Origin of the sequence: Micromonospora sp. NPDC047707 (genome assembly GCF_040704235.1) — a bacterium.
Classification (GTDB): Bacteria; Actinomycetota; Actinomycetes; order Mycobacteriales; family Micromonosporaceae; genus Micromonospora.
Window position 1 is genome coordinate 239,948 of the sequence record NZ_JBEYSU010000003.1, and the last position, 13,153, is coordinate 253,100.

The 13,153-nt window shown below is 69.4% G+C and carries 9 protein-coding genes; 6 read left to right on the forward strand and 3 right to left on the reverse strand.

What is annotated here, in order from left to right:
- Positions 1–8: 8 nt before the first annotated feature.
- From AB0873_RS05065 to AB0873_RS05075, 3 genes are read right to left on the reverse strand one after another with little or no spacing between them, the layout of a single operon-like run.
- Positions 9–1,526, reverse strand: a complete 1,518-nt coding sequence (locus tag AB0873_RS05065) for a hypothetical protein (protein ID WP_366598478.1) — start codon at positions 1,524–1,526, stop codon at positions 9–11.
- A complete protein-coding gene (locus AB0873_RS05070; protein ID WP_366598479.1) occupies positions 1,523–2,653 on the reverse strand; it encodes a hypothetical protein in 1,131 nt (376 codons plus the stop codon). Before AB0873_RS05070 ends, AB0873_RS05065 begins: the two co-directional genes overlap by 4 nt.
- Positions 2,650–3,456, reverse strand: a complete 807-nt coding sequence (locus AB0873_RS05075; protein ID WP_366598480.1) for a hypothetical protein — start codon at positions 3,454–3,456, stop codon at positions 2,650–2,652. Before AB0873_RS05075 ends, AB0873_RS05070 begins: the two co-directional genes overlap by 4 nt.
- Before the next feature lie 94 nt (positions 3,457–3,550).
- Between AB0873_RS05075 and AB0873_RS05080 the strand changes: the two genes are divergently transcribed.
- From AB0873_RS05080 to AB0873_RS05105, 6 genes are all read left to right on the forward strand, one after another.
- A complete protein-coding gene (locus AB0873_RS05080; RefSeq protein WP_366598481.1) occupies positions 3,551–6,013 on the forward strand; it encodes an AAA family ATPase in 2,463 nt (820 codons plus the stop codon).
- Positions 6,010–6,399 carry a hypothetical protein gene (locus AB0873_RS05085; protein ID WP_366598482.1) on the forward strand — a complete coding sequence of 130 codons (390 nt, stop codon included), beginning with the start codon at positions 6,010–6,012 and terminating at the stop codon, positions 6,397–6,399. The genes AB0873_RS05080 and AB0873_RS05085 overlap by 4 nt, the downstream gene beginning before the upstream one ends.
- A 189-nt stretch (positions 6,400–6,588) precedes the next feature.
- Entirely contained in the window at positions 6,589–8,187 is a 1,599-nt protein-coding gene (locus AB0873_RS05090; RefSeq protein ID WP_366598483.1) for a restriction endonuclease, read from the forward strand.
- Positions 8,188–8,190: 3 nt separating this feature from the next.
- Entirely contained in the window at positions 8,191–8,880 is a 690-nt protein-coding gene (locus AB0873_RS05095) for a DUF4433 domain-containing protein (RefSeq protein WP_366598484.1), read from the forward strand.
- Complete coding sequence (locus AB0873_RS05100; protein WP_366598485.1) at positions 8,877–9,956, forward strand: macro domain-containing protein; 1,080 nt, start codon at positions 8,877–8,879, stop codon at positions 9,954–9,956. Before AB0873_RS05095 ends, AB0873_RS05100 begins: the two co-directional genes overlap by 4 nt.
- Before the next feature lie 82 nt (positions 9,957–10,038).
- On the forward strand, positions 10,039–13,107 hold the full coding sequence (locus tag AB0873_RS05105) for a DUF3427 domain-containing protein (RefSeq protein WP_366598486.1): 3,069 nt from the start codon (positions 10,039–10,041) through the stop codon (positions 13,105–13,107).
- Positions 13,108–13,153: the final 46 nt, after the last annotated feature.

Below are 13,153 nucleotides of genomic sequence, written 5' to 3' on the forward strand. Positions count from 1 at the left end.
GGGCGAGGTCAGGACCACTCTTCGCGGGCGTCCTCGGCGGTCGGGGCGCCGTCGTCGAAGAGTGCCGGCGGCCCACCGTGGGTCCACGGCGTCTCCTCCCGCGTCGGGAAGGCGCCGGCCGGGAAGAAGGAGTCGGTCAGCGTGGTGTAGCAGAGCCGCTCCCCCACCTCCGGCACGCTGCCCGGCGGCGGGGTCAGCGACGGCCCCATCCCACCGGTCAGCTCCAGCACCACCTCAGTGGTTCCGTCGTCGTCGCGGGCGACCGAAACGACCTTGGCCTTCTGGTTGCCGGGCCGGTCGGGTGAGCACAGCGTCGTGCCCGGGGTGACCAGCACCGGGTCGGCCGTGGTCACCGTGATCCAGGGGCGCAGGACGCGGCGCTTGCCGCTGCTGTCCACCCGCGCCGGGTCGGCGGCCGTCACCTCGCCGACGAACGCCTCGCCGGTGAGCCGGTAGTCGGCCATCACCATCGGGTCGTCGTAGGCGCGCTGCACGTCGTACGAGGCCTGCGCCCGTTCCAAGCGGTGCAGTCGCTGCGCGGCGGCCACCGCCCCGTCGCGGCGGGGCTGCGGCAGGCCGCCGTCGTCGTCGAGGTACGAGCAGAAGTTGGTGTAGGCATCTCGGTCCTCGGCCCAGCGGCCGGCGACCCGCGACCCGGCCGGCAGGTCGTGCAGCAGCGCGACGGCCTGCCACATCAGCCGCCAGGTCGGCTCGAGCTGCCCACGCAGGAGGTCCTCCAGCTCGGCGCGCCGCCGGTCGACCAGCGAGTCGGTGGCTACCGCACGGTCGTACGCGGCCATCGCCGGCGCGAGGACCTCGTTGTCGAAGCTCGGGTCGGTGGTCGGGCCGGCCGGCGGCGAGGCGACCGGATCCTCCGCGAGAGCGGCCGCCTCCGGGCCGGTCATCCCGTCCGGCGGGGCGATCCACGCCATGAGGGCGGCGAGCTGGGCGTCCTCGAGAGGACTCTGGCCGGTGGCCCAGTGCAGGCCGAGCGCCTCGGTCATCGCCAGCAGCGCGGAGGATCCCGGGTGCTCGGCCCGGTCGGCGAACCAGGTGAGCCAGCGGCCGAGCAGCGGCACCGTCGGGTGCACCGGGTAGTCGCCGTCGGTGCGCCGGAACCGGGTGGAGCGGCCGAAGAGCCGGGTGAACGCGACGCCGCCGCCGTTCGGCACGAGCAGCTGGGGCGCGTTCGTGTACCGGACCCGGATGTCCTTGCCCCGGTTCGCCGCCACCGCCTCCACGTCACCGCGGAAGCTCTCGACGTACGGCAGGACCACGGCGGCCAGCGAAGCGGCGAAGGCGAAGCGCTGGTCGCGGTTCCGGGGCTGCGGCACAATCAGCAGCGTCGGGTCGTCCGGGTCGTCGCCGACCATCGCGGCGAGCGGCGCATTGGCCTCGCCGGCCATGGTGAGCGGGATGAACACCAGCGGACGGTCGGCGACGTGCAGGTGCCGGACCAGGGTGATCCGCTGCGCGCGTTCCGCGACGACGGCCTCGGCGCGGGCGAGGCTGGTGAGCGTACTCATCCGGCCACCCCGCTGAGCAGCTCGGCCCGCAGCCGGGCGGCGGCGCGCAACAGCTCCGCGGCCTCCGCCTGGTCCTCGGCGGGCGCCCGCTCGTCGCGGGCGATGGCCAGCGCCGTTTCCACCCGCTCGATGCCGCCGAGCTCCTCGCGCACGGACTTGCCGAGGGCGGCGGTGCAGCCGCGGGCTTCGTGCCGGCAGAAGTACGCCAGCTCGCAGGCGGCCAGGCACTCGGGCGAGTACCGCGCCTCGACCTCCTGCAGGGCGTCGATCAGCGACTGCGGGGAGCGGGTGGGTACGCCCGTGCCGTCGGCCGCCAGGTCGAAGCTCAGCGTGGCCGGCAGCTCCGCCAGCAGCGCGTCGATCCGGGTCATCCGGGACAGCTGCCGACGCAGCACGGCGAGCTGCTTGCGGACGTCGACCAGGACCGCCATCGGCTGGTTGGAGAAGTCGCGGGGGCAGACCAGCACGACGTCGTGCGAGACGACCTCCGGGTCGTGGCCGGCCTCTTCGAGCAGCTTCCGCATCGCCAGCACGTACACGGCGGACTGGATCGCGGCGGCGGCCACCTTGCCGGGGTCGGCCTGCCCGTCGATGACGGCGAAGCTCTTGATCTCGACGACGTGGAACCGGCCGGCGTGCTGGAACGCGATCAGGTCCGGCTCGAGGTAGGCCTGCTGGCCGGCGACGTCGAGCCGCAGCAGCGGGTGGTCGAAGAGGGTGCCGGCCCGGTCGGGCTCGGCGGCGGCGCGGGTGAGCAGGGTGCGGGCGCGGGCGTACCGGACGTCGTTGCCCTCGCGGCCGGCCACCGACTCCAGGTCGTCGTAGGCGACCTCCTGGATCTCCAGGTCGAGCAGCTCGCGCAGCAGCCGCAGCAGTTCGGCGCAGCCGTTGGCCTTGACCTGCGCCTCGAACGCGTTGCCGCGGGTGATGGCGAACCGGGACTGGCCGAACCGCGCCGGGTGGTCGATGTACGCGGCGAGGCGCTGCTTGTCGACGCCGGCGCAGTCCAGCACGGCGCGGCGGGCGCAGCCCGGGTTGCTGGTGAGGGCGGCGATGGTGCGGGCGTTGTGCCGGGCCGGGGCGACGCCGCCGCGGATGGTGGCCAGGCGCTGGGCGAGGTCGGTCATGCCGACCCCCGGATGACGCGCAGCCGGCTGCCGTAGAGCTGCTCCGCCTCGTCCAGCCGGCGGGCACGGTCGGCCGCCGCGGCGCGGTCGGCCCGGTCGGCGTCGGCGTGCACGGCCAGCTCGGCCTGGGCGGCCTTGATGACGATCGCCGGGTCGACGGCCTCGTAGCCGTCGACGGCTCCGGGGATGCTGGTGGCGAACCGGCGGAGCAGGCGCGCCACCGTGAGGGTCTGCTCCGGCATCCGAGCAGCCTGCTCCGCGACCTTGATAGTGGCTGTCAGAAAGTCGACACGAGGGCTCAGCGGCCCGATGATGCGCCGCTCCAGCGGCCAGGTCGAGACCGCGAGCAGGCCGCGGGCCGGCGCGAGGTGCTCGGCGGTCAGGGCGGAACAGAGATGGTACGGCCGGGAGTGCGGGGCGGTGCGGAACGAGCGCTCCTCGTCCCGGCGCAGGTGGGTCAGCTTGCCGGGGACAAGGCCGGGACCGGCGGCACCGAAGAAGGCGTTGTGCACCTCGGCGATCAGCTTCGGTGCGGCCGGGGCGGAGAGCAGGGTGAGGGCGTGGTGGACCTGATCGCGCATCGACACCAGGGGCGCCTCGACACGTGCGGGCCGGTTGTCCGCCTCTGTGCGGTCGGCGAGGTCGGTGATGGCCCGCTCCCACTCCCGCTCGGCGTCCCGCAGTTCGGCACGCAACGCCTTGACACGAGCCGCGTCCCGCGCCACCACCGCTCGTCGGACCGCCGCCCGCAGGTCGTCTATCCGACCTTCGATGTCTTCTATGGACTCCGCCACGACGAGCATGCTACAAGTTCCAGTGTTTCCCAGCAATCCCCCGTAACCAGGATTGTTGATAAGCGGAACACTACTTACGGTGACGCCTGGAAGGGAGACCCGGATGGGCTGGGACCAGTCTCTACTCGACCAGGTTTTCGACCGGTTGGCCGAAGACAACGTGTTCGATGCGGTGATCGACCTTGTGCTCGCGGCCTACGTGGGCGACGAGGCGCTCAGCGGCGTCCTCGCCGGCGAGTCCGTCGACCTGCCCGAGCGGGACCCGACCCAGCGGCCCCGCCCGCAGCCGCTCTACCTGGAATCCATTACCGTCGCCGGCTTCCGCGGCGTCGGTCCACAGCAGAGCGTCCGGCTGCAGCCGCACGCCGGCCTCACCCTCGTCGTCGGCCGCAACGGCTCCGGCAAGTCCAGCTTCGCCGAGGCCGTCGAGCTCGCCCTCACCGGCGACAGCGCACGCTGGGCCGACCGCAACAGCGTCTTCAAGGACGGCTGGCGCAACCTCCACCACGGGTCGCCCTGCGAGATCGAGGCCCAGGTCCGCGCCGAGGGGGCCAGCAAACCCATCCGGGTACGCCGAACCTGGCGCGACGACCACACCGACGCCAGCCAGGGCATCGGCAGCGTCCTGGCCGACGACGGGCAGCGCTACCCCGGGACGACGGAGCTGGGGTGGCGCAAGTCCTTGGACGCGTACCGGCCGTTCCTCACCGCGAGCGACCTGGGCCGGCTCATCACCTCCAAGCCCAGCGGTCTCTTCGACGCGCTCGCACCGATCCTCGGCATGGACCCGCTCGTCGACGCCGACGACCGCCTGATGCGGGTCCGCCGAACGCTGAACGACCAGATCAGCATGGTCAAGACGGCCCGCGCCGCCCTGCGGGACGCGCTGAGCCTCGTCGACGACGAGCGGGCCCGGGCTGCGTCCGCGCTCCTGGCGAAGCGGACCGTCGACCTCGACGCTCTCGACCAGTTGCTCGCCGACGCCGGCAGCGACACCACCGATCCGGCGGCGGTCGCCGCCCGGCGCCTGGTCGCCGCCGCCCTCCCCGACGCCGGGTACGCCGCCGAAGTGGCGGACGAACTCGCCGCCGCCACGGCGCAGGTCGCCGGCGTCGCCACCACCCGTGCCGGCACCGCCGACCAGGCAGCACAGTTGCTGCGGATGGCGGTCGCCTTCCACGACGACCACGGCGACGGCAGCTGCCCGGTGTGCGGCGCCGGGACGCTCGACGCCGCCTGGCGCGGTCGCGCGGAATCGACGCTGGATCAGCTGCAACGCGACACCGTGGCGGCCGAGGAGGCGCACCGGCGGCTGCGGGAGGCGCAGGCCCGAGCCGTACGGCTGCTCGACCTGGACCGGCGGGTCAGCGTCCACGACCTGGAGGCGATGGCCGGCGTGCTGGACCAGCCGGAGGCGGTGAAGCGCTACCGGGCCAGGGTCGACGACCTGTGCGCCGACGCCGCTTCGCTTCCTCCCGATCAGCTCGCGGCGCGCCTACGCACCACCTACCTGCCGCTGCTCGACGCCTTCACTGAACTGCAGGAACTGACGAGTGGGTGGCTGCGGCAGCGGCACGACGCCTGGCGCGAGCACGCCGTCGCTCTGCAGGGCTGGCTCGGCCAGGCGCGGGCCGGCGCCGAGAACGACGCGAAGCTCAAGCTGGTCAGTGCCGCCCGCGACTGGCTGAAAACCGCGCTGTCCGCTCTTCGCGACCAGCGGTTCGAGCCGTTCGCCCAGCGTTCCCAGGAGATCTGGGAGGAACTGCGTCAGGAGAGCAACGTCGAGCTGAGTGGCATGCGGCTCCACGGCTCCAACACCAGTCGGAAGATCTCCTTCCCGGTAAAGGTCGACGGTGCCACCACGTCCGCCATGGCCGTCATGAGCCAGGGGGAACTGCAGGCCCTCGGCCTGTCGGTGTTCCTGCCGCGCGCCTGCGCCGACGACAGCCCGTTCCGGTTCGTCGTCATCGACGACCCCGTGCAGAGCATGGACCCGTCGAAGGTCGACGGCCTCGCGCAGGTGCTCGCCGGCCTCGCGGAGACCCGGCAGGTCGTGGTCTTCACGCACGACAACCGGCTGCCCGAGGCGGTACGCCGACTGCGCATCGAGGCCACCATCTGGGCGGTCACCCGACGCGACGGGTCGGAGGTCGAGATCCGGAAGAACAGCGACCCGGTCGACCGGTACCTCGCCGACGCCACCGCGATCCTCAAGGCCGAGGAACTGGCGGACAATGCCCGCTACCCGCTGGTGTCCGGCTTCTGCCGGTCGGCACTCGAAGCCGCCTGCCATGAGCGGATCCGGCGGGAGCGCATCGCGCGGGGTGAGCGGCACGGCGACGTCGAGGAGCTCATCGAGAAGGCGCTGACGCTCAACCAAGTCACGGCGCTGGCCCTGTTCGGCGACATGCACCAGGGCGGCAAGGTGCTCGGCCGGCTCAACAGGTTCGGCGGATGGGCCGGTGACGTGTTCCAGGCGTGCAAGCAGGGCGTCCACGGCCCAGGAAAGTTCGACCTCGAGGTGCTCGTTCGCGACAGCCGCCGACTCGCCGAGGAGCTTCGATGACGACCAACGCGACAGCTACGTCGTCGCCGCAGGGCTGCCTCAATGCGGCCGACCAGCTGCTCACCAACGTCGTCCGCGGCGCTCGGGGCTCCTGGCCGCGCGCCTGCGCTTGGTTGCTCCGGCTCGCCCTCGAGGCGGCCATCGACGACTACTGGCGGCGCGTCAGACCCGAAATCGCGGCCCTGCGGGCCCGCTCCCCCCAATTCCTGATTCTCGACCACTACGCCGGCCGACAAATCGCTGCCCAGGCCGGGTACGCCTGGTCAGCGCTGTCCCGGGCAGGGCACCACCACTGCTACGAACTCGGCCTCACCGCTGGTGAACTACAGCGGCTGCGGGACTCGGTGGAGGTGGTGATCAGCGACCTCGCTCAGGCCGAGGGCTGATCTGTGCCTGTTGAGGTAGTCGGATGCAAAGTGACCGTCCGGCATCCGACATCTCACCGCCTCATTTGCTGGATACGAACGGACGTTTCATCACGGAAGGTGCGGCTGCCTGGCAGCCGACCGGATGCCACCTTCCAGACTTACTGGCTAGGGTGTTGGCTCCGCACCCATCCACCCTTTAGGACACACGTGGGAATCCTCAAGGAGATGCAGCGGGCGCACGCACGCCAGGTACGCGCCCAGAGGCAGGCTCAGGCTGCGGCGTATCGGCACCACCAGCAGCTGCGCCGCGAAGCCGAACGAGCCATGAAGGCAGCGCAACGTGCCGCAGCGGCGGATGAACGGGAACGGAAGCGGCTTTATACCGAGGCGCGTACTGCCGAGGTGGCGGCCGCCAACTCCGACCTCCAGGTCCGCCTTGAGGAGCTGGACAACCTGCTTGCTGCGACGCTCGATGTCGACGATCACATTGACTTCCGCCGGTTGAAGAAGACGGTCACCCATCCTTCCTTCAGCCCGGGAGCACTCGGCACCCCTTTGCCCCCGCCGGACTGGCGCCGCTTCGAGCCGCCCCCTCCGACCGGTCTCGCTAAGGTGTTCGGCGGGCAAGCCAAGTACCAGCAGCAGTTGGCCGGTGCGCAGCAGGCGTTCGCCCAGGCTCAGGCTCAATACGCAGCCGCCGAGGCCGACCGCCAGCGGCGGCTGGCCGCCGCCTACCAGAGCTACCAACAGCACTGTGCCAAGGTCGACGCGGAGGTTGCCGCGCACAACGCTGAGATCGAGCGGTTCGCTGCGGCGTTCGCCGCGGCGGAGCCGACAGCAGTCGTCGAATACTTCAGCATGGTGCTCGGCAACTCGGTCTACCCGGACGACTTCCCGCAGCATCACCGGCTGGCCTACGTGCCGGAATCTCGTCAGCTGGTCGCCGAGTACCATCTGCCGACACTCGACGTTGTCCCAGCGGTGCGGGAGTACCGCTACGTCAAGGCTCGTGACGAGATCACCTCGGCCGCCCGGCCCGTCAAGGAGGTCAAGGAACGGTACGCCAGCCTTGTCGCTCAGCTCACCCTGCGGACGGTCCACGAGCTGTTCGAGGCCGACCGCTCCGCTTTCGTAGAGACGATCGTCTTCAACGGCATCGTCGACACCACCGATCCGCGCACCGGAGCCGCCGTCCAGCCTTGCCTGGTGTCGCTTCGGACCACCCGTGAGGTTTTCGGCGAGCTCAATCTCCGCATGGTCGATCCCGGCGCGTGCCTGCAGCACCTCAACGCATCGGTGTCGAGGCGTCCGGCCGAACTCGCGCCGGTCCGCCCCGTGCTCGAGTTCGACATGGTCGACAAGCGGTTCGTCGACGAGGTGGACGTGCTGGCCGACCTCGACCAGCGGCCGAACCTGCTCAGACTCACTCCGACCGAGTTCGAGAGCCTCATCCAGAACCTGTTCGCGAAGATGGGGCTCGACAGCAAGCAGACCCGCCCCTCGCGCGACGGCGGAGTGGACTGTGTTGCCTTCGACCGTCGACCCATCTTCGGCGGCAAGGTGGTCATCCAGGCCAAGCGCTACCGCAACACGGTCGACGTCTCGTCCGTCCGAGATCTCTACGGCACGGTCCAGAACGAGGGCGCCTCGAAGGGCATCTTGGTAACCACCAGCGGCTACGGCGCCGCCTCGTACGAGTTCGCCTCCGGCAAGCCGCTCGAGCTGATTGACGGCGCCAACCTGCTGTATCTGCTCGCCGAGTACGCGGAGGTGAAGGCCCGAATTGACGCCAGCGAGCTGGACTGATCGATGGTGAATGAGACCAGCCGGCCCAAGCCGACGCTGATCATGCACTTCACGCACATAGATAACCTCCCGGCCATCCTGGCGGCAGGCCGGCTGCTCGCGGACAACGCCGTAGGACGGCGGCTCGCCATGAATGTCGGCGCCGCCGACATCAAGGCGAGCCGACGCGAGCGCGTCGTCACCTGTCAACCAGGGGGTGTCGTAGCCGACTACGTTCCCTTCTATTTCGCGGAACGCTCGCCCATGATGTATCGCATCGCGTGCGAGCATCGGGACGGCAAGGCAGGTTGCTACCCAGACGGGGATGATCCGCTGGTTTACCTCGTCAGCTCAGTGGAACGAGCCCATGAGGCTTGCCTCAGCTGGGTCGCAAGTGACGGCAACTGTGCACACCACTTGACCAACTTCTCCCGATCGCTCGACGAGCTGGCGGAGCTCGTCGACTGGCCACTGATGCAGGAGCGGATCTGGAAGAACCTTCCCGACGACCCGGATCGGATCAGGCGACGCATGGCGGAGTTCCTGGTCCATCGCGAGTTCCAGCTCGACCTGCTCCTCGGCTACGCCGTACGGACGTCACAGCGAGAGACACAGCTGAGGCGCGTCCTACAGACGGCTGGCATCATCGACGCGTACGTTCGTGTCAGACCGGACTGGTACTACGGGTACAGGCGGGAGGAGGCGGGAGAATGATCATTATCGGGCACGGCAACCTCCTAACGGCTGACACCGAAGCGTTAGTCAACACGGTCAACACGGTCGGCGTGATGGGTAAGGGAATCGCCCTCCAATTCAAACGAGCCTACCCGGCGAACTACGCGGCTTATCGACAAGCGTGCGCTGCTAACGAAGTCGAGCTGGGCAGGATGTTCGTTTTTGATTCAGCTCGCCTCGGCCCCCGCAGATATGTGATCAACTTTCCCACAAAGGGCCACTGGCGGGCCAACTCGAAGCTGTCCGACATTCAAGCCGGGCTCACCGACCTCGTCCGCGTCGTGCGCGAACGTCAGATCACGTCCGTAGCTGTGCCTGCTCTAGGCTGCGGCAACGGTGGACTCAACTGGGACGAGGTCAGGCCTGCAATCGAGCACGCCTTCGCCGAGGTTCCCGATGTTCGGGTACTGCTCTTTCCGCCGGAAGGGGCACCGAACCCGGCCGACATGCCGGTAGCCACCGAGAAGCCTCGACTCACCGCGGGACGCGCCACCCTGCTGCACGCCATCGAGCGTTATTTCCAACGCGCACGAGCACTCGAACCGCGCGACGGTGTCACCGTTCTGGAAATCCAGAAGATTGCCTACTTCCTCCAGGTGTTAGGGCAGCCGCTACGCCTGCAATTCGTTCGCGGTCGATACGGTCCGTACGCCGACAACCTCAACCAGGTCCTCGATCGGTTGGAAGGGCATTACCTCACCGGCTTCGGCGACAGGTCGGCACGAGTCGAAGAGCTTCAGCCCATTCGGCTGACTGTCGGTACGGCGGAGGCCGTTGTCACCTGGTTTGAGGCCCATGGCTCGGCGTCCTTTGACGCGCTAGAGCAGCTAGCTCGTTTGGTCGAGGGGTTCGAGGCGCCCTACAGCCTTGAACTGCTAGCCACGGTACATTACGCGGCTGCGACGCATCCGCCCACCAGTGATCTCGACGAGTTGACCGAGCGGGTTCGCCGGTGGAGTGGCCGCAAAGCTCGCCTTTTTACACCCACGCATATCAAGCTGGCCTACGAACGGCTGCAGTCAGCCAGCCTACTGCCCGCATTAAACGCTGCGTGAGTCGTCTGACACGCGCAGCCTCCCGCCACCTATCGCATGTCGCGGGGCAGCGGTGGGCGATGGAACTGGTTAGGTTTCCGGGGTGACGGATCTTGAGCGGGGCATGTATGAGCATCTCATCACCCGCGATCTTGCCAACCGCCTGCAGCACCTCGACCCGGCTCTTGTTCAGCATGCGAACCTCGATCCCGCAGACGCTCCCGACGCTCTCGCCCGCCACATCGCCACCCTGGCCCGCCGCGCCCTACACGCCATGTCCGGTGGTGGCGATGAGCTCACCCGCCAGGTCGAATTGGCCAACCGCATCGCCGAGGCGATCGCCGGCTTGAATCCGCAGGCAGCCACCGCGCAAGACAAGGTCGCTGACGCCAGGCGCCTCCTGCACGGAATCGCCTCACCACCCGCCCCACCCGCGCAGCCCACCTTCCCGCCACGCCCCACCACACCGCTCTCCACCGGTGCACTGCTGGTCAACGGGCGTCACCAACCGCGCATCGGCCACGAGGTCACCCACGAGATGGCCTCCGCCGACCAAGTCGACCTGCTGTGCGCGTTCATCAAGTGGCACGGACTGCGCATCATCGAGCCGGCCATCCGCGACCTCATCGAACGCGGCGGACGCCTCCGCGTCATCACCACGACCTACCTCGGGGCGACCGACCAACGAGCCCTAGACCGGCTCGCCGAGTTGGGCGCCCACATCAAGATCTCCTACGAGACCCGCACCACCCGCCTGCATGCCAAGGCCTGGCTGTTCCGCCGTCGCACCGGCACCACCACCGCGTACGTCGGCTCGTCGAACCTCTCCAAGGCGGCGCTGGTCGACGGCGTGGAATGGAACGTCCGCATCTCGAACCTGGAACAGCCGCACGTCATCGACACGTTCACCGCGACGTTCGAGGACTACTGGAACGACCCGGCCTTCGAGGACTACGAGCCGGGCAAGGACGCCGACCGACTCCGGATCGCGCTGCGCGGGGAGCGCCCCGACGAGGCGCCCACCGAGATCGCGAACCTGGACGTGCGGCCGTACCCATACCAGGCCGAGATCCTGGCCGACCTCGACGCCGAGCGCAAAGTTCACGGCCGCTGGCGCAACCTCGTCGTCATGGCCACCGGCACCGGCAAGACGGTGGTTGCAGCGCTCGACTACCGCCGGCTACACCGGGAGAAGACGGTCGACTCGTTGCTCTTCGTCGCCCATCAGGAGCAGATCCTGCGGCAGAGCCTGGCGACGTTCCGGCAGGTGATGGGCGACGGCAGCTTCGGCGAGACGCTCGTCGGCGGTCGAGAGCCGCAGCACTGGCGGCACGTCTTCGCCTCCATCCAGTCGCTGCACCGGCGGGAGATCAACCCTGAGGCGTACGACATGGTGATCGTCGACGAGTTCCACCACGCGGAGGCGCCGACGTACGCCCGGTTGTTGGAGCGGCTGCGGCCGCGCGTACTCCTGGGGTTGACCGCGACCCCCGACCGCAGTGACGGCGGCGACGTGCGGCGGTGGTTCGACGGCCGCGCCGCCGTCGAGCTGCACCTGTGGGAGGCCCTGGAACGGCAGTTGCTGGCGCCGTTCCAGTACTTCGGGCTGCACGACGACGTGGACCTGTCGCAGCTGCGGTGGAAGCGCGGGCAGGGGTACGACCCCTCGGACCTGGACGGCGTCTACACCGGTAACCACGCGCGGGCGCGGATGGTGCTGCGGGCGGTACGGGACACCGTCGACGTCGGGCGGATGCGGGCGCTCGGATTCTGCGTGAGCATCGGGCACGCCGAGTTCATGGCGGACTGGTTCACCAAGCACGGCGTGCCGTCGGCGGCGATCACGTCCGGAGTCGGCCCCGCGGAGCGGCAGACACTCATCAAGGACTTCCGAAACGGCACGCTGCGGGTGTTGTTCACCGTCGACCTGTTCAACGAGGGTGTCGACCTGCCGATGGTCGACACGATCCTGATGCTGCGACCGACCGAGAGCGCCACGATCTTCCTGCAGCAGCTCGGCCGTGGCCTGCGCCTGGACGACGACAAACCCTGCCTGACCGTGCTCGACTTCATCGGCGGGCAGCACGCCAACTTCCGCTTCGACCAGCGCTGGCGGGCCCTGACCGGGGTGAGCCGGCGGGCGATCACCGAAGCGGTACGGGATGACTTCCCGTCGCTGCCGAGCGGCTGCCACATCCAGCTCGACCGGGTGGCGAAGGGCATCGTGCTGGCCAACCTGAAGTCGGCCATGCCGACCTCCAAGACCGGCCTGACCCGAGAGCTGCGGCTGCTCGGGGACGTGAGCCTGGCCGAGTTCCTGCGCGAGGCCGGCGTGGAGATCGAGGACGTGTATCGGTCGGCGAGCATCGGTGGGTGGGCCGGGCTGCGGCGGCTCGCCGGGCTGGAAGTCTCGTCGGGCGGGCCGGACGACCGTGAGTTGGGCAGGGCGATCGGGCGGATGCTGCACCTCGACGACCCGGACCGGCTCGGCCTGCTGGCTCGGGTGGCGGCCGGCGAGCGGCCGGAGGTCGGGCGGCTGTGGGACCTGCTGCACTTCGACCTCTGGGGGCCGAACGCGCCGCTCGCCGAGCGCGCGGAGCGGCTGTCCCGGCTCTGGGCCGAGCCGGCGCGCTGCGCGGAGCTGCGGCAGGTGGCCGAGGTGCTGCGGGACCGCATCCACCGGGTCACGGCCCCGGTCGACGGGCTGCCGCTACACGTGCACGCGCGGTACAGCCGCAACGAAGCGTGCGCCGCCTTCGGCATGCCCAACCCGGGCTCACTACGCGAAGGCGTCAAGTGGCTGCCGGACGCGCAGGCCGACCTCTCCTTTGTCACCCTGGTTAAGTCCGAGGAGCACTACTCCCCCACCACCATGTACGCCGACCGGGCCATCACCGAGACGCTGTTCCAGTGGGAGTCGCAGAGCACCACGTCGTCGGCGTCGGCGACCGGTCAGCGCTACATCAACCACGAGAAGCAGGGGTCGACGGTGCATCTCTTCGTGCGGGAAACCAAGGTTGCGGACCGTGATCTGGGAGCACCGGCTTACCTGTATGCCGGACCGATGACCTACCAGGAGCACAGCGGCGACCGACCGATGCGCATCATTTGGAAGCTTGCGCATGCGCTTCCCGCTGACGTCTACGCCGCCGCCCGCGCCATCGCCGCCTAAGGGGCGCAAGCTCGGTCACTACCGGTTGAGGCATGACCGGTCCACC

Excerpts from the sequence above, each read along its gene's own strand:
- AB0873_RS05085 (WP_366598482.1), top strand. The coding sequence starts at position 6,010 with ATGACGACCAACGCGACAGCTACGTCGTCGCCGCAGGGCTGCCTCAAT.
- AB0873_RS05095 (WP_366598484.1), top strand. The coding sequence starts at position 8,191 with ATGGTGAATGAGACCAGCCGGCCCAAGCCGACGCTGATCATGCACTTC.
- AB0873_RS05070 (WP_366598479.1), bottom strand. The coding sequence starts at position 2,653 with ATGACCGACCTCGCCCAGCGCCTGGCCACCATCCGCGGCGGCGTCGCC.
- AB0873_RS05100 (WP_366598485.1), top strand. The coding sequence starts at position 8,877 with ATGATCATTATCGGGCACGGCAACCTCCTAACGGCTGACACCGAAGCG.
- AB0873_RS05080 (WP_366598481.1), top strand. The coding sequence starts at position 3,551 with ATGGGCTGGGACCAGTCTCTACTCGACCAGGTTTTCGACCGGTTGGCC.
- AB0873_RS05065 (WP_366598478.1), bottom strand. The coding sequence starts at position 1,526 with ATGAGTACGCTCACCAGCCTCGCCCGCGCCGAGGCCGTCGTCGCGGAA.
- AB0873_RS05075 (WP_366598480.1), bottom strand. The coding sequence starts at position 3,456 with ATGCTCGTCGTGGCGGAGTCCATAGAAGACATCGAAGGTCGGATAGAC.